General features: G+C 42.8%; 10 protein-coding genes. 5 read left to right on the top strand and 5 right to left on the bottom strand.

All coding sequences use genetic code 11. The features are described from left to right. The 3 genes from HMPREF1518_RS00120 to HMPREF1518_RS00110 all read right to left on the bottom strand — a co-directional run. Positions 1 to 2,504: GbpC/Spa domain-containing protein (locus tag HMPREF1518_RS00120; protein ID WP_033583391.1), on the bottom strand; the 2,504-nt coding region annotated here is incomplete at its 3' end. Between the two features lie 166 nt (positions 2,505 to 2,670). Next, complete coding sequence (locus tag HMPREF1518_RS00115; protein ID WP_001096767.1) at positions 2,671 to 3,870, bottom strand: phosphoglycerate kinase; 1,200 nt, start codon at positions 3,868 to 3,870, stop codon at positions 2,671 to 2,673. A gap of 282 nt (positions 3,871 to 4,152) precedes the next feature. Continuing rightward, positions 4,153 to 8,877 carry an endo-beta-N-acetylglucosaminidase gene (locus HMPREF1518_RS00110; protein WP_033583390.1) on the bottom strand — a complete coding sequence of 1,575 codons (4,725 nt, stop codon included), beginning with the start codon at positions 8,875 to 8,877 and terminating at the stop codon, positions 4,153 to 4,155. A 333-nt stretch (positions 8,878 to 9,210) separates the two neighbouring features. Here HMPREF1518_RS00110 and HMPREF1518_RS00105 point away from each other — a divergent pair, with 333 nt between their 5' ends. Next, positions 9,211 to 10,842 carry a Na/Pi cotransporter family protein gene (locus HMPREF1518_RS00105; RefSeq protein WP_033583389.1) on the top strand — a complete coding sequence of 544 codons (1,632 nt, stop codon included), beginning with the start codon at positions 9,211 to 9,213 and terminating at the stop codon, positions 10,840 to 10,842. 96 nt (positions 10,843 to 10,938) lie between these two features. On the opposite strand, the gene HMPREF1518_RS00100 is transcribed toward HMPREF1518_RS00105, so the two are convergent. After that, entirely contained in the window at positions 10,939 to 11,235 is a 297-nt protein-coding gene (locus HMPREF1518_RS00100) for an enterocin immunity protein (protein ID WP_033583388.1), read from the bottom strand. A 22-nt stretch (positions 11,236 to 11,257) separates the two neighbouring features. Continuing rightward, positions 11,258 to 12,322 carry a glutamyl aminopeptidase gene (gene pepA, locus HMPREF1518_RS00095; protein ID WP_033583387.1) on the bottom strand — a complete coding sequence of 355 codons (1,065 nt, stop codon included), beginning with the start codon at positions 12,320 to 12,322 and terminating at the stop codon, positions 11,258 to 11,260. A gap of 236 nt (positions 12,323 to 12,558) precedes the next feature. On the opposite strand from pepA, the gene HMPREF1518_RS00090 reads away from it, so the two are divergent. The 4 genes from HMPREF1518_RS00090 to HMPREF1518_RS00075 all read left to right on the top strand — a co-directional run bounded on the left by HMPREF1518_RS00090 (position 12,559) and on the right by HMPREF1518_RS00075 (position 16,276). Beyond that, positions 12,559 to 13,518 (top strand): ABC transporter permease, encoded by a 960-nt coding sequence (locus tag HMPREF1518_RS00090; protein WP_033583386.1) that lies wholly within the window; start codon positions 12,559 to 12,561, stop codon positions 13,516 to 13,518. Continuing rightward, the gene (locus HMPREF1518_RS00085; RefSeq protein ID WP_033583385.1) at positions 13,508 to 14,464 is read left to right on the top strand and encodes an iron chelate uptake ABC transporter family permease subunit; all 957 of its coding nucleotides are present in this window, start codon (positions 13,508 to 13,510) and stop codon (positions 14,462 to 14,464) included. Before HMPREF1518_RS00090 ends, HMPREF1518_RS00085 begins: the two co-directional genes overlap by 11 nt. Further along, positions 14,461 to 15,213 carry an iron ABC transporter ATP-binding protein gene (locus HMPREF1518_RS00080; protein WP_033583384.1) on the top strand — a complete coding sequence of 251 codons (753 nt, stop codon included), beginning with the start codon at positions 14,461 to 14,463 and terminating at the stop codon, positions 15,211 to 15,213. The genes HMPREF1518_RS00085 and HMPREF1518_RS00080 overlap by 4 nt, the downstream gene beginning before the upstream one ends. A 97-nt stretch (positions 15,214 to 15,310) precedes the next feature. Further along, positions 15,311 to 16,276 carry a siderophore ABC transporter substrate-binding protein gene (locus tag HMPREF1518_RS00075; protein ID WP_033583383.1) on the top strand — a complete coding sequence of 322 codons (966 nt, stop codon included), beginning with the start codon at positions 15,311 to 15,313 and terminating at the stop codon, positions 16,274 to 16,276. Positions 16,277 to 16,293 lie beyond the last annotated feature (17 nt).

The raw sequence follows: 16,293 nt of genomic DNA, 5'->3' as shown, positions 1-16,293 counted from the left end.
TTTAGCTCCGGTGGTGTTGGCTCATTTTCGTAGCTTGGTGCTACTGGAGCTGGTTCCAATGGTTTCTCCGTCTCATATTTTGGCTCTTCTGGTTTTGATGGCTCTGGTTGATCCGGAGTCTTAACTGGTGGAGTTGGCTCATTTTCATATGTCGGTGCTACCGGTGCTGGCTCCAATGGTTTCTCTGTCTCATACATTGGTTGAGTTGGAGCTGTTGGTGCAACAGGTTTCGTCGGAACCCCAATTGCATTAATATTTGAATTGAAAGCAAACCAAATATTTCCACTTTTAGAAGAAGCCATATTAAAGCTAATCTCCGATTGAGTTATTTCACCGACAATAGCTCCGTACCAATTATTTGGACTAGAGGTTGTATCCCATTCCGATGTATTCCAACGAGCGCCTAGCGATTTTTCTGCATTTGATGAATCTGCATAAGCAGAGTTATTTTCATGAATCTTGATAGATGAACCAGAAATTGGAATATATCGACCGTTAAAGTTTCTAACACTTTCAATTGCATCTTTATCAATTGCCCCACTACCGTTACCTCTATTTAGAGATGAAAAATTAACTAATCCTCCTGTGAGATTCATAAGTTGACCTTCTTCATCATAAAACTTGACTTTTACATTAATGTTTGTAGAAGTAAAATAATCATTATACCATGCTGTCACAGTTGGATCACTCGAGGCAAACATAGTCATTTTGGTTCCATCGTTAAAACCTGTTTCTTTTAATGTGTAAGTGTAAACTACTTTTGAAATTTTCTTACCATTAAAACTTGAATTTTTTAGACCAGTATAGGTAACATCGACTGGTTTATCCTTTTCTAATACAAGCTTTGCATAAGTGTTATTCGAATTGATTGCATTGAAATATGAATATGCTGTAGATTTTGTCCTATCAGGATTTGTTGGCGAAATCCCCCATGATTTTACCAAAGCATCCAATTCCTGCTGCCCATATTGATGTACAGATGGATCAATTGTTCGTATTGCATTTGGTTCTGATTTAAAGTTCAACGATTGTGATCTTGGTTCTGAAAGATAACCATCTTGTTTCTTTTTACTCTCCGCTTCTGCGAGTGCTGCAGTATAAGCTGCGAACTCTTTCTTATATTTGGCAAGATCAGCTTCATATTTTGCTAATTTAGCTTCATAATCTGTTTTAGCCACGGCATTCCGTTGCTTGATTTCTTCATTCTCAGCTTTAAGCGCTGCATTTTTTGCCTTGTTGTCTTCAACAGCCTTTTCATAGGCTGCTTTTGCATCGGCATTTGCTTTTTGAACGCGAGCTAGTTCTGTCTGATAAGCTGCTAGCTTAGTTTGGTAGTCTGTTTCGTTGGTAGCATTTGCTTGCTTAACTGCCACCAAATCTGCTTCGTATTTCTTCATCGCTGCGTCATAAGTCGATTTTGCAGTGGCGTTACGCTGCTTAATAGCTTCATTTTCAGCTTGGATAGCATTGTTCTTAGCAGTGTTTTCTTCAACAGCCTTTTCATAGGCTGCTTTTGCATCAGCATTTGCTTTCTGAACGCGAGCTAGTTCTGTCTGGTAAGCTGCTAATTTAGCTTGATAATCAGCATCATTATCTTCTTTAGCTTTCTTAATAGCTGCAAGATCTGCTTCATACTGCTTCATCGCCGCGTCATAGTTCGCTTTTGCAGTTTCATTACGTTGTTTAATGGCTTCATTTTCAGCTTGAAGCGCTTCGTTTTTCTCAGTATTTTCTTTTACTGCTTTTTCATAAGCCTCTTTAGCTTCAGCATTAGCTTTTTGTACTCGAGCTAATTCTGTCTGGTAAGCTGAAAGTTTATTTTGATAATCCTGTTGACTATCTTCATTTGCTTTTTTGACAGTTGCTAAATCTTTTTGATATTGTGCTAGCTTAGCCTCATATTCTGCTTTAGCTGTTGCATTGGCAGTATTGATTTTTTCAACTTCTTCTTGATGACTTTTTAGATCTTTTTGATACTTGTCATCCGCTGCTTTGTTTTCAGCATTGATTTTATCTGTTTCAGCCTGATGAGTTGCTGCTGCTTTTTTATATGCTTCAGTAGATGTCTTTATTTCTTCAGCCTGTTTAGCATAATCACTTTTGATTTCATCTTGTTTTTGTGCATTCTCTGTAGCAGTTGTGGCTGTTCCTTTGTCTTTTGTTTCATCTTGAACTACCTTAACTCCTGCAGTTTTTGCATCAGCAACGGCTTTATCCAAATCAGCTGATGATACTTCTACTGGTAAAGCTGAGTCTTTAGAACCAGCCTTAGCTTGGCTTTCTTTGGCGGCTTGGCTCATATCTCCTTGAGCTTCAGCTAGATTTGTAGCTGGGTTTCCTGTAGTAGCCACCTCAACTGTACTTGTACTAGTTGTCTCTGTAACTTCATCAGCAAATACTGCTTTGTCTGCAAAAGCAATCAAAGCAGTTCCTAAAACAGCACCACACAAAGTTTTCGCAACTTTACTTTTACGAAATCCATAGACTTCTTTTTTATTTTTCATTATAATCCCTTTCCTTATCTAAATTAATCATCTACCATCTATAGTAGCATTTTATGATGCGGGATGCAAACATTTACTCTCCCCCTTCATTTATCGATAAATCTAACATATTTATAAATGAAATTAAAAAGAAGATGGTTAAACCATCTTCTTTTAGTTAAACTATTTATTTTTCAGTCAAGGCTGCAAGTCCTGGAAGAACTTTACCCTCGAGGAGTTCCATTGATGCTCCACCACCAGTAGAGATCCATGAGAACTTGTCTGCACGACCAAGGTTGATAGCTGCGGCAGCTGAGTCACCACCACCGATGATTGATTTCACACCTGGTTGTTTCACGATAGCGTCCATGACACCGATTGTACCAGCTTGGAAGTCTGGGTTTTCAAATACACCCATTGGTCCGTTCCATACAACTGTCTTCGCACCAGTCAATTCTTGATCGAATTTAGCGATAGATTTTGGACCGATATCCAAACCAAGGAATCCAGGATCAACTGCTTCACCTTCAGTGTCTTTCACTTCAGTGTAGTCAGCAAATGCATTTGCTTCTTTTGAATCAACTGGCAAGATCAATTTGCCGTTTGCTTTTTCAAGAAGAGCTTTTGCAACATCCAATTTATCTTCTTCTACAAGTGAGTTACCGATTTCGATACCTTGAGCTTTGTAGAATGTGTAAGTCATCCCACCACCGATAAGAACTTTATCAGCTTTTTCAAGCAAGTTTTCGATAACACCGATCTTGTCTGAAACTTTTGAACCACCAAGGATGGCTACGAATGGGCGTTCTGGAGCTTCAACTGCTTCTTGGATGTAGGCAATTTCGTTTTCAAGAAGGAAACCAGCAACTGCTTTTTCAACGTTTGCTGAGATACCAACGTTAGATGCGTGTGCACGGTGAGCTGTACCGAATGCATCGTTTACGAAGATGCCATCTCCAAGTGATGCCCAGTATTTACCAAGTTCAGGATCGTTTTTAGATTCTTTCTTGCCGTCAACATCTTCGAAACGAGTGTTTTCAACCAAGAGAACTTGTCCATCTTCAAGAGCGTTGATTGCTGCTTCCAATTCAGCACCACGTGTAACACCTGGGATAAATTTAACTTCTTGTCCCAATTTAGCAGCCAAGTCAGCAGCTACAGGAGCAAGTGATTTACCTTCTTTGTCTGCTTCTTCTTTTACACGTCCAAGGTGAGAGAAGAGGATTGCACGTCCACCTTGTTCAAGGATGTACTTGATAGTTGGAAGAGCTGCAGTGATACGGTTGTCATTAGTAATCACGCCATCTTTAACAGGTACGTTGAAGTCAACACGAACGAGAACTTTTTTCCCTTTCAAGTCAACGTCTTTAACAGTCAATTTTGCCATTAGATATGACTCCTTCTTTTTTTATACGTGTTAATTATATCACAAAATCAGCAAAAGAGATAGAAAAACCCTAAACTTTTCTTGTTCTTTCTTATAATTGAAACTAGCATTTTTTAAAATAAAAACTAGAAAAACCTTGTTAAATAACTGATTATTGAAAGAAAGACTAGCTCATTTAATCATTCTTTCACTGATTTCTACTAGTTAAAACAAGGCCTGACTAATCTACAGTCAAGCCTTGTTTTTAATTTTTATGAGAAAATCCAAGATTCGTAAATTCGATTAGTCTTCTCTCTTCTTTCCAGCAAGCAAGCCGTAGCCACTCATTACTCCGAGGAGTCCCAGCGCTACTAGACTAGCATCTCTTGTCGCTCCTGTATTTGGAAGCTCTTTGCTTGCTGCTTCAACTTTTGTCGGTGCTGCTGAAAGAGCTTGATCCCTCGTTTGTGAGACTTGCTCTTCTTTCGTTCCTACTTCAACAATTTCTGGGATTACTTCCTTAACAACCTCAGTTGAATGAAGGGTGCGTTTGCCCTGAGCATCAACTTCTACAAAGCGACGAACTTGGCCTTCAACTCCTGCTTGAACTAGCTGGCGTTGTCCTTTGAGAAGTTCGGAGTTTGGTCGCTCCTGACGTTCGAAGGAAATTGTCCCCTCTTCAATTTCCAGTTTCGGAGTTTCTAGCACTAAATCTTTCACACCTTCAGCTGGTTGGTTGCTCGATAGAACTTTTGTACCAACTTCGGTGATTTCCGGGATTGCTTCCTTAACAACTTCTGTCGAATGAAGGGTGCGTTTGCCCTGACCATCGACTTCTACAAAGCGACGGACTTGACCTTCAACTCCAGCTTGCACAACACGGCGTTGTCCTTTGAGAAGCTCGGCGTTTGGTCGCTCCTGACGTTCAAAGGCTGTTGTTTCAGTTTCAATAACTAGTTCAGGGAGGGCCTCAACCGTTGGGGCCACTTCATTTGGATCCATACTACCAACATGATGGCTTTCTTCTGCAGGAGCTAGTTTCTTATTCAGCTTTTCTTTCATGTCCGCAAAAGCTTGTGGAGTTGGCATCTCTGAAGCCAACAAAGTTTCTGCTTGTTCAATCAACTCAGCTTTAGGATCTTTTTCACGGAGGGATTCGAGCAAGCCTTCCAATTCTTCTCTAGCAGTCTGATAACGTTGATTTCCATCCAAGTTTGTCCCTGCTTGTTTCAACTCATTCAAAGCCCGATTGACTTCTTCTTGGCTAGCATTATGGTTTTCTGCTACAGCTTTGGCTGCATTGAGCTTCTCTACTAGTGCTGCTTGTTTGTCCTCGCTTGAGAAGGTGTAGGCAAGGGTTGACTGACGGCCTTGGGCAGCAGTGATTTCTTGTTTGAGGTACTCATCATTGACTGCAGCCTTTGGAGAAACCAAGACATCAAACTCAGCGGTGTGTCCCTTGTAATGCAAGGTCAAGGTCTGACGACCAGTCTTTTGAGCATCGTAGCCCGTAATTTCAACACCTTGATCTGTGAAGGCATGGCTTTCTTCTGTCTCATCATCATAGAGAACGCCGAAGCGCCCTTCTGCAAGATCCAGTTGCTCTCCTACTAGATAGTCCGTTTTCGGTTTCTGAGTAATGTACAGACCTGCTACTTCTTTCGGCTTCCCTTCATCTTGACCTGTCACTTGTACCTTCAAGGCACCAGTAACTGGAAGTCCAAGGTAACTGACTGTGAGCTTTTGTTCCCCTTTTTGATGAGCGTCGTAGCCAGATACTGTCACACCTGAGTGAGTAAGGTTGATCAGCTCATCGGCTTGTCCCCCTTCGTATTGAACACGGAGGGTTCCGCCTCTGAGGTCAAGTTTTTCTCCCTCTTTATAAACTGTCTTCTTAGGTCCTTTTTCAAGGCTAACTGCAGCAATTTTCCTCTCATCCTGTGGAATCGCTACTGCCAAGGTGTTACTGATTTCTTTGCCAGGTAGTTGGGTACGATAGTAGAGGAGAGTTGGTTGCTTGTCAAAGCCCAATGGTGCTGTTGCCAAGTCGCCTCCAGTTTCAGACTTCAAAGTTGCAATCGGTGTTTGTGAATCTGCCTTGTCGTAAACGGTGATGGTCGCGCCTTCCGGAACATCAGAGAAGCCTAGTTGCACTTGATGGTTTCCAAGTGAACGGGCTGCTACCTTAGCCATTGGAATATTTTGGCTTTCTGTATCCAAGGTTTCGTACATCTTCCAGTTATAGATACGAATGGCCTTCCAAGGTGTTCCGTTATCTGAAGTGATAACTTTAAGGCGCCAGTCTTGAGCAGTGATTGGTTTGTCAAGAGTGATATCCGTAACGTGCGCTTTATTGCCACGGACCTCCTTAGCTAACTTCCATTCACCATCCGCATCTTTATAATAAAGGTCAAAGTCTTTGGTGTTCATCAAACCGTCGTTTACGGATTCTCCACCAGCTCCCGCATGATCCATGACCCATCTAACAACGGTACGTGGCTTGGTCAAGCGAATATCCACACTACCGCTCAACTGAGCTGAAGACCACTTATCTGACAAGCTAGTAATGGTACCGTTCAACATACCTTCAATGCCTTCTCCACCTTCAGTATTTGGGAAAGTGCTACCGATGACCTTTGCACCTGGAACGATATTTTCAGCTAAAGGTCTTGGAAGGGTCGTATCCTGAACTGTCATCCCCCAGTTAAAGGATGCCGTCGCAGCTTCGGAACGAAGGCCATTTTTACCAACTGCAACGACTTTCAGTTCCTGAGTCGTACCAGTCGCATTAGCAGAACGGCTAACTTTTGGCAAGTAGATGGTTGAAGCAGATGATCCTGTCAACAAACGCCAGTTATCTCCATCTTTTTCGTAGACTTCATAGAAATCCGCATCTTGGTTACCCGCAAACTGGACCACTGCTTCAGCTTCTTGGGCATTTTTAAGAGATTGTTTCACCACAGATAGCCCCGTCGGCGCTTGTGGTGCTTGGTGATTGTCCGAAATTGTTAATTGACCTAGGTTAAACTGATAATCTTTTGCAGCTCCTTCATGCTCGAAGAAGAGTTTGACTGCATAGATGGTTTTTCCAGCTAGTGAGCTAAGGTCAAATTCTTCATTCTTCCAGTCATCAGAGAGAGTCAGTTCTTTCCATGCAGCTGCATCCTCAAATTTGTAGTCTGGAGTCGTAGAGAGGGCCATATAAACTTTCGAGCCTCTTCCTCCCTTGTGGGCAACCCGAAGTTTGGTTTTCTCCGTTACTTCTAGTTTGGTAGAATACAAATTCACATCTTGGTCCGTCTTACCAGCTACATCACCTGAGAATTTAAGAGAGTTTCCGCCATTGTAGGCATCTGTAAAGTCATATTCTGCACGGAGTTTTTCACCCGTTGAAGTCTGCCACCAGCGCCATGTTGGCAAGACACCTGAAACCGAACGGTAGTTCCACTCAGAATCCTTAGAAACCTTACCATCTACAAACCATTTTCTACCATGACCTGTATTAAAGGAGGTCGTGAAGGTTCGTCCTACTGCTGGTGTGCGGTCCGCAACCAAATTGGAAATTCCATACCACTCTTTGTCAGCTGGTTTTTGAGCTGTCGGATCTCCTTGGTAACCTGTGAAGAAGATGTCTTCGTTCTTATGGTAGTCTTCACCTGTTTTTCCTAGACTGGTAATCGTATCCGGCGCAAAAAGTCCAAGTGACAAGCGCAACTTGCCATTTTCATCTAAAAGAGCATCCCATTTGACTTTTGTCTTATAAGAACCACCTTGTTGCAATTCTAAGCCTGCAAAGACATCATACTGGCTACGTTCTAGCCATTTGGCCATCTCTACTGAGTAGTCATTCTTTTCCTTGTTCCAGTTGAAATTGGCAAAAAATTGATCTGCAGGGACCTTGTCACCTTCTTTTTGCATAAACTGGTAGTTGTATTCTCCCAGTCCATCTTCGTGGTATCGACCGTATTTGTAGGTCATGGCATCGTACCAAGCATACTTGATTGGGTGGTTGACTTTAGCCGCGTATTCTTTTGTATAGAGCATGAATTGGCGCATTTTTTCACCAAGAGGTGCTACCAATTCACCAGTTGTTTCTTGGTTAATGAAATAGCCATCAAAGCCATAGTACTTAGCAAGATCGACAAGTTTCCGTGCGATAGGGAAGGTGCCATCTGCGTCTTGTTTCAAGGCAGCTGCAAATTTCTCTTGGTCTGCAATGCTATTTGACCAGTTGAAAAAGAGGGTTCCATAAACGGGAACTCCGTTGCGGTGACCGGCATCAATGACATCTGGAGTAGGGACTAGGCCTTCCCAGAAGACCATTGAATCCAAGTATTGCCAGTAATCGAAGGCGTAGGCCTTGAATTCTTCTCCACCTACAGAAGCGTGGTCTTTGGCCTTTGAGTTGGTATTTGCTAGCGCCTGAACCTTGGCTCTTCTGCTTGCTTTTTCATTGACCAACTGCCCTCTATGGCGCTTGGCGAGTTCAACTGAGGAACGGTTAATAGGATCATCCTCACGCGCACCCGGTTCCCATTTCAACAAATCATCCCAAGTATCAAACTTGATTTCTTTTGGCCGGAGACTCTTCTCTTCATTTTTAGGAACGTCTGCTAGACTTGGTTTGTCGGCTTTTTTATCAGCTACTTGAGGCGCCTCCTCTGGCTTGGCTCCTTCTTTGTCAGTTGCTGGAGCTGGCTCCTCAACTTTATCTGTCGGAGCCGGCTTTGCCTCTTCTTTTTCATTGAGCAAATCAGCTATTGCTGGAGAGTTTTCTGAAATTGGTTGCTCAGCTACTTTGTTTTCAGTTTCTTCTAATTGTTTTTCGATGGTTGCAGTGTCTGGACTCGCTGTTTCACTAGCGCTTGTAGCTTGAGCGCTCGTATTAGTAGCTGTTTCAGGGGCAGTGACTTGTTCAGCAAGGGCTGGACTCGCAAATAGAGCTGAACCAATCATCAAGGAACAAGCTCCGATTGACAGCTTGCGAATACTGTAACGGCACCGTTTTTCAAAAAATAGATCTTTCATCTTATCCTCCTAATAAAATAAAAAGTAAGCGCTTTACTTTTTAGATAAACAGTAACTGTTCTCAGTGCACAACACCAGAACAGGATCATCTTCATTTTATCTTATATGAAAGCGTTGTCAATATACTTGACACAAAAACTATAGCTAGGATAATAATCAGTAAAATTTGGACATGATTGAATAAAACCACTCTTGGAAAGTAAATTTACTCCCTATTTTTAAAGCAAGTTGCCTTTTCTTAGGAAAATTTCATCTAAACACTTGTTAGATTTACTTTTATCCTTTAAAATAGAATGGGAGAAATTCCGCGATTATTTTTCGGAGGAAAAAGAAATGTCCATTAATTGGCAGGAAATTTTATTTCACTTTTTAGGTGGTCTGGGGCTATTCTTATATAGTATCAAGACCATGGGAGACGGTTTGCAACAAGCTGCTGGAGATCGCCTTCGTTTTTACATTGACAAATATACCAGCAATCCCTTCTTCGGTGTGCTGGTTGGTATCGGTATGACGGCGCTGATTCAATCAAGTTCTGGTGTTACTGTCATTACAGTGGGACTAGTCAGTGCGGGACTTTTGACCTTGCGTCAGGCTATCGGTATTGTCATGGGTGCCAATATTGGAACCACCGTTACATCCTTTATCATCGGTTTTAAGCTAGGAGATTATGCCTTACCTATGCTCTTTATCGGAGCTGTTTGTCTTTTCTTCACCAAGAATCGCTCCATCAATAACATCGGACGGATTATCTTTGGTGTGGGTGGTATCTTCTTCGCCCTCAATCTTATGAGCGGTGCAATGGAGCCCCTAAAAGACCTGCAAGTCTTTAGAGACTACATGGTTGAACTAAGTAAGAGTCCTATTCTAGGTGTCTTTGTCGGAACTGGACTGACCCTACTCATTCAAGCTTCATCCGCAACTATCGGTATCTTACAGAACCTGTACGCAAGTGGTTTGATTGACCTACAAGGTGCCCTACCGGTCTTGTTTGGTGATAATATCGGAACGACCATTACAGCCATCATTGCTTCTCTTGGAGCCAATATCGCTGCCAAACGTGTTGCCGGTGCCCATGTCGTCTTTAACGTGATTGGTACGGTCATCTGTATTGTCTTTCTTGTACCTTTCACTGGCTTGATTCAATGGTTTGAATCTACTCTCAATCTAGCTCCAGAAATGACCATTGCCTTTGCCCACGGAACCTTTAATATTACAAATACCATTATCCAGTTCCCATTCATTGGTGCCTTGGCTTACATTGTGACCAAGCTCATTCCTGGTGAAGATGAGGTTGTCAAATACGAAGCTCTCTACTTGGATGAACAACTCATCAAGCAGGCTCCTTCTATCGCTCTAGGAAATGCCAAAAAAGAACTGCTTCACTTGGGGAACTATGCTGCAAAAGCTTTTGACCTTTCCTACGACTACATCATAAATCTAGATGAAAAACTAGCGGAAAAAGGCCACAAGACTGAAGAAGCCATTAACACAATTGACGAGAAACTGACTCGCTACCTGATTAGTCTTTCTAGCGAATCATTGAGCCAAAAGGAAAGTGAAATCTTAACCAATATCCTCGATTCATCTCGTGATTTGGAACGGATTGGGGACCATGCAGAAGGCTTGCTCAACCTAACCGACTACCTCCAACGTAAGAATGTTCAATTTTCTGATGCTGCTTTAGAGGAATTAGCTGAGATTTATCAAGCAACAACTGCATTCATCAAGGATGCCCTTGATAGTGTGGAAAACAATGATATTGAAAAAGCTCAGAGTCTGATTGAACGCCATAAAGAAATCAACAATATGGAACGCGTTCTCAGAAAGACCCACATCAAACGCCTTAACAAGGGTGAGTGTTCTACACAAGCCGGGGTCAACTTTATCGACATTATTTCCCACTACACTCGTGTGTCTGACCATGCTATGAACCTAGCTGAAAAGGTCATCGCTGAACAAATCTAAGTACCTAAAAGCTATCCTGAATGGGATGGCTTTTTTCGTCTCCTCATTAAGAATTTCTTTTGGAGCATATAAAAAATGCTTTGATTCACAATGGAATCAAAGCATTTTAAAGAGTTCACCAAACATAATAGCAGAAACTGCAGTGCCCCTGTACTTGGCTTCTTCTCTTTTGATAAAACGCGCCAAGTTGATCAACTCAGGTGCTGGGTGTTTGGGATTTATGAGCAATTCACGGGTGACCAGTCCTGAGAGACGGACTGCTAGTAATTGCTCATTTGTAGTTGGTAGTTTTTTAGCAGTCTCTAGGAGAGCAGCAACTAAATCTTCACTCAAGCCCTGACGGGCATGGTTATAGAGATCTTTTATAAGGCTTTCTAGGTTTGGTTCTGCCATCTCCTGACCACCTCCCTTATGTTTAATAATTTTTAATCAAATCAACCGTTGAACGGTCCAATTTTTTCACCAAGGCTTGCAAGAAAGCTTGGGCTTCTAGGAAGTCATCCATCGCGTAGAGAGTTTGGTGAGAATGGATATAACGAGCACAGACACCGATAGTTGTAGATGGGACACCACCATTTTTCAGATGAGCTGCTCCAGCGTCTGTTCCGCCTTTTCCACAGTAGTATTGGTACTTGATGCCAGCTTCTTCAGCCGTTGTCAAAAGGAAATCCTTCATACCTGAGAGGAGCAAGTGACCTGGATCGTAGAAGCGAATCAAGGTTCCATCCCCAATCTTACCTTGGCCACCGTAGACATCACCAGCAGGTGAACAGTCAACTGCTAGGAAGACTTCTGGGTCAAACTTAGTTGTAGAAGTATGAGCGCCACGAAGACCAACCTCTTCTTGGACATTGGCACCAAGATAGAGTTCATTTCCGAGTTTTTGACCTGATAGGGCTTCTGCCAACTCGCTCACCATAAGAACACCGTAGCGGTTGTCCCACGCTTTTGAAATGATATTCTTTTCATTGGCTGTCAAGATAGCGGAACTATCAGGGACAATGGTGTCACCTGGACGGATACCAAAGCTTTCTGCTTCAGCCTTGTCTGCAAACCCACCATCAAAAATGATATCTGAAATAGCTGGCATAGTTGGTCCACCTGTTCCACGTGTCAAATGTGGAGGGACAGAACCTGAGATCACTGGAATTTCACGACCGTCACGAGTAAAGAGTTTGAAGCGTTGACTGCTGACCACCATAGGGTTCCAGCCACCGATTTCAACCACACGGAAGGTTCCATCTTGCTTAATTTCGCTGACCATAAAACCAACTTCGTCCATATGAGAAGCGACCAAGACGCGTGGGGCATCCGCAACTTCTGAATGCTTGATACCGAAAATACCACCTAAGCCATCTGTCACTACTTCATCCACGTGCGGTGTCAACTTTTCACGAAGATAAGTCCGGACAGGCGCTTCGTGGCCTGAGATCGCAGCAAGCTCTGTTACTTCTTTGATTTTTGAAAATAATGTTGTCATATCAGTTCCTTCTTTCTGTCCTCCATTTTACCACTTTTTATAGGAGAAGGATAGTGGGAAGGTAGATTGGTTTTTACTCAGTTTTCCAATAAAAGAGAGGGGCAGATGTTATTTCAGGAATTTTTCTTTCTTTTTACATTAAATTGTCAGAAAATTCATTGACAGATTAAAGAAATCGTGTTACATTTATATCCGCAGATATCTTTCGATACCAAATCTACAAGAAAGGACGGGGCATGAAACTCTCTCATATTTTAACAGGCTTACTTCTACTCCTGGTCTTTCTCTCCATTACCATTGGAACCAGTGATTTTTATTGGGAAAAATTCTTTGCTTTTGACCAACAGACCTGGCTTCTCTTTCAAGAGTCGCGTCTTCCAAGAACCATCAGTATTCTCCTTGCAGCCTCTAGTATGAGCATGGCAGGACTCCTCATGCAGACCATTACTCAAAATCAGTTTGCTGCTCCGAGTACAGTCGGAACGACAGAAGCCGCCAAACTGGGAATGGTGTTGAGCCTCTTTGTCTTTCCGTCTGCGAGTCTGACCCAAAAGATGCTCTTTGCTTTTGGCTCATCCATTTTATTTACTCTCTTCTTCCTGGCCTTTATGACTATTTTTTCTGTAAAGGAAAGGTGGATGTTGCCCTTGATCGGGATCATCTATAGTGGGATTATCGGTTCTATCACAGAAGTTATCGCCTATCGTTTCAATCTGGTTCAGAGTATGACGGCCTGGACCCAGGGCTCCTTCTCCATGATTCAGACCCATCAGTATGAGTGGCTCTTCTTAGGCCTCATCATCCTGATAGCCGTTTGGAAATTATCCCAAACCTTCACCATCATGAATCTAGGCAAGGAAACCAGCGAGAGTTTGGGGATTTCTTACTCCCTACTTGAAAAGCTGGCCCTCTTTCTAGTGGCGCTAACGACAAGTGTCACCATGATTACCGTGGGTGCCTTGCCTTTTCTCGGGGTCATCGTTCCCAATCTTATCCGCAAGCGCTATGGAGATAATCTGAGTCAAACCAAACTCATGGTCGCACTGGTCGGAGCCAATCTGGTTCTGGCCTGCGACATCCTCTCTCGAGTCTTGATTCGGCCCTATGAGCTGTCTGTCAGTCTCTTACTAGGAATCATCGGCAGCCTCGTCTTTATCCTACTTCTATGGAGAGGGGGACAAAAGGATGCAGTTTAAAAGCAAACATACCAAACTCTTCTGCCTTCTCATTGTTCTGGCCGTCGGAGCTTGTCTCCTCTACTTTTGGCCCATCACTAACCTGTCTGCCTTTGCCTGGAAGCTGCGTTCCCAAAAAATCATCGTTTATCTCTTGGTAGCCATCGCGACTGGAATTTCGACCATTAGTTTTCAAACCTTGACGGAAAATCGCTTTCTGACGCCAAGTATTTTGGGAATCGAAGCCTTCTATGTCTTGCTACAAACCCTGCTACTGATATTTGAAAGCAAATTTCTACAGCTTGGAAAGTCTCCTATCTTAGAATTTCTAGTCTTGCTTCTGCTTCAATCCCTCTTTTTTCTCGCCTTACAAAGCTACTTGAAAACGCTGATGAAGCAAGACCTGGTCTTCATTCTGCTAATCTGTCTAGCACTCGGAAGTCTCTTTCGAAATATCAGTACCTTCCTCCAAGTCCTGATGGATCCAAATGAATACGATAAACTGCAAAACAGTCTCTTTGCTTCCTTTCAGCATCTCAACACTCCCATCCTAGCCATCGGTTCTCTAATCATCCTCGCTTTGACAATCTTTTTCTTTCGAAAAGCAGTTATTCTGGATGTCTTACACCTGCAAAGAGAAACGGCTCAGATACTGGGACTCGATGTTGAAAAAGAACAGAGAGAACTCCTCTGGGCCATCGTGCTTTTGACCTCAACAGCCACTGCCTTGGTAGGGCCTATGGCCTTCTTTGGCTTTATGCTGGCCAATCTCACTTACCTGATTGTCAAAGATTATCGACACAAGTTGCTCTTTATCGTAGCCATTCTAATTGGATTTATTAGCTTAACCTTGGGGCAAGCCCTCATCGAACGAGTCTTTGCGCTGGAAATTCGCATCAGCATGATTATTGAGAGTGTGGGTGGCTTCTTATTCTTTATCTTACTTTACAGGAGGGCACGTCGGTGAAACTGGAAAACATTGACAAATCCATTCAAAAACAAGATATTTTGCAAGACATTTCGCTTGAAGTCAGTCCTCATAAACTGACAGCCTTCATTGGTCCAAATGGTGCTGGAAAATCAACTCTTCTCTCCATCATGAGCAGACTGACCAAGAAAGATCAGGGAATTCTTAGTATCAAAGGGCGTGAAATCGAGAGTTGGAATTCGCAAGAACTAGCCAAAGAATTGACTATCCTAAAGCAGAAGATCAATTACCAAGCCAAATTGACTGTAGAAGAACTGGTCAGCTTTGGACGTTTTCCCTACAGCCATGGTCGACTGAAGGCAGAAGACTGGGGAAAAATCCGAGAAACTCTGGACTATCTGGAACTGACCAACTTAAAAGACCGCTACATTGATAGCCTGTCTGGTGGACAGTTGCAACGTGTCTTTATCGCTATGGTACTAGCCCAGGATACAGACTTTATCTTGCTGGACGAACCGCTTAATAATCTCGATATCAAGCAAAGCGTCAGCATGATGCAGATACTTCGGCAACTGGTGGAGGAACTAGGGAAGACCATTATCATCGTCCTCCACGATATCAACATGGCTAGCCAGTATGCGGATGAAATTGTTGCCTTTAAAGACGGTCAAGTCTTTTGCAAGGGAACGACTGCTCAAATCATGCAGGCTGACCTGCTCAGTCAACTCTATGAGATTCCCATCACGCTGGCTGATATCAATGGCAAAAAGATCTGTATCTATAGCTAGCTATTCTGAACTCATGTCAGAGAACCCTCTGTCTCTTAGCTAACAAGCCTATCTAAGAGCCCCCTAAATCGTTATCATATTTTAAAAAGGAGAAATTATGAAAACATCCCTTAAACTTTATCTCACTGCCCTAGCGGCTAGCTTCTTGCTCTTACTTGGTGCATGTAGTACAACTAAAACTACGAAGCAAACAGAGACAAGTAGTTCTGCTCAAACAGAAGTAACCATTAAAAGTTCACTAGATGAGGTCAAACTTTCAAAGGTTCCTGAAAAGATTGTGACCTTTGATCTCGGTGCTGCGGATACTATTCGCGCTTTAGGATTTGAAAAGAATATCGTCGGAATGCCTACAAAAACTGTGCCGACTTACCTAAAAGATCTTGCAGGAAATGTCAACAATGTGGGTTCCATGGTTGAGCCAGACCTAGAAGCCATCGCTGCTCTTGAACCAGACCTAATTATCGCTTCACCACGTACCCAAAAATTCGTAGATAAGTTCAAAGAAATCGCTCCAACCATACTCTTCCAAGCAAGTAAGGACGACTACTGGACTTCTACCAAGACCAACATCGAATCCCTAGCAAGCGCCTTCGGCGAAACTGGTACACAGAAAGCCAAAGAAGAATTGGCTAACCTAGACAAGAGCATCCAAGAAGTCGCTACTAAAAACGAAAGTTCTGACAAAAAAGCCCTTGCTATCCTCCTCAATGAAGGAAAAATGGCTGCCTTTGGTGCCCAATCTCGTTTCTCTTTCTTGTACCAAACCTTAAAATTCAAGCCAACTGACACCAAATTTGAAGACTCTCGCCACGGACAAGAAGTCAGCTTTGAAAGTGTTAAAGAAATCAATCCTGACATCCTCTTTGTCATTAACCGTACCCTTGCCATCGGCGGGGACAACTCAAGCAACGACGGCGTCCTAGAAAATGCCCTCATCGCTGAAACTCCTGCTGCTAAAAATGGTAAAATTATCCAACTAACACCAGACCTCTGGTATCTAAGCGGTGGCGGGCTTGAATCAACTAAACTCATGATCGAAGACGCTCAAAAAGCTTTGAAATAAGCAAGAAAACCCAACAT

The organism is Streptococcus sp. SR1, assembly GCF_000526075.1.
In the GTDB taxonomy this organism is placed as follows: Bacteria; Bacillota; Bacilli; order Lactobacillales; family Streptococcaceae; genus Streptococcus; species Streptococcus halitosis.
The sequence above is the reverse complement of the archived record's forward strand: the minus strand, read 5'-3'. Positions and strand labels throughout refer to the sequence as shown.

Coding starts and splice junctions, on each gene's coding strand:
- HMPREF1518_RS00115 (WP_001096767.1), bottom strand. CDS start 3,870: ATGGCAAAATTGACTGTTAAAGACGTTGACTTGAAAGGGAAAAAAGTT.
- HMPREF1518_RS00110 (WP_033583390.1), bottom strand. CDS start 8,877: ATGAAAGATCTATTTTTTGAAAAACGGTGCCGTTACAGTATTCGCAAG.
- HMPREF1518_RS00105 (WP_033583389.1), top strand. CDS start 9,211: ATGTCCATTAATTGGCAGGAAATTTTATTTCACTTTTTAGGTGGTCTG.
- HMPREF1518_RS00100 (WP_033583388.1), bottom strand. CDS start 11,235: ATGGCAGAACCAAACCTAGAAAGCCTTATAAAAGATCTCTATAACCAT.
- pepA (WP_033583387.1), bottom strand. CDS start 12,322: ATGACAACATTATTTTCAAAAATCAAAGAAGTAACAGAGCTTGCTGCG.
- HMPREF1518_RS00090 (WP_033583386.1), top strand. CDS start 12,559: ATGAAACTCTCTCATATTTTAACAGGCTTACTTCTACTCCTGGTCTTT.
- HMPREF1518_RS00085 (WP_033583385.1), top strand. CDS start 13,508: ATGCAGTTTAAAAGCAAACATACCAAACTCTTCTGCCTTCTCATTGTT.
- HMPREF1518_RS00075 (WP_033583383.1), top strand. CDS start 15,311: ATGAAAACATCCCTTAAACTTTATCTCACTGCCCTAGCGGCTAGCTTC.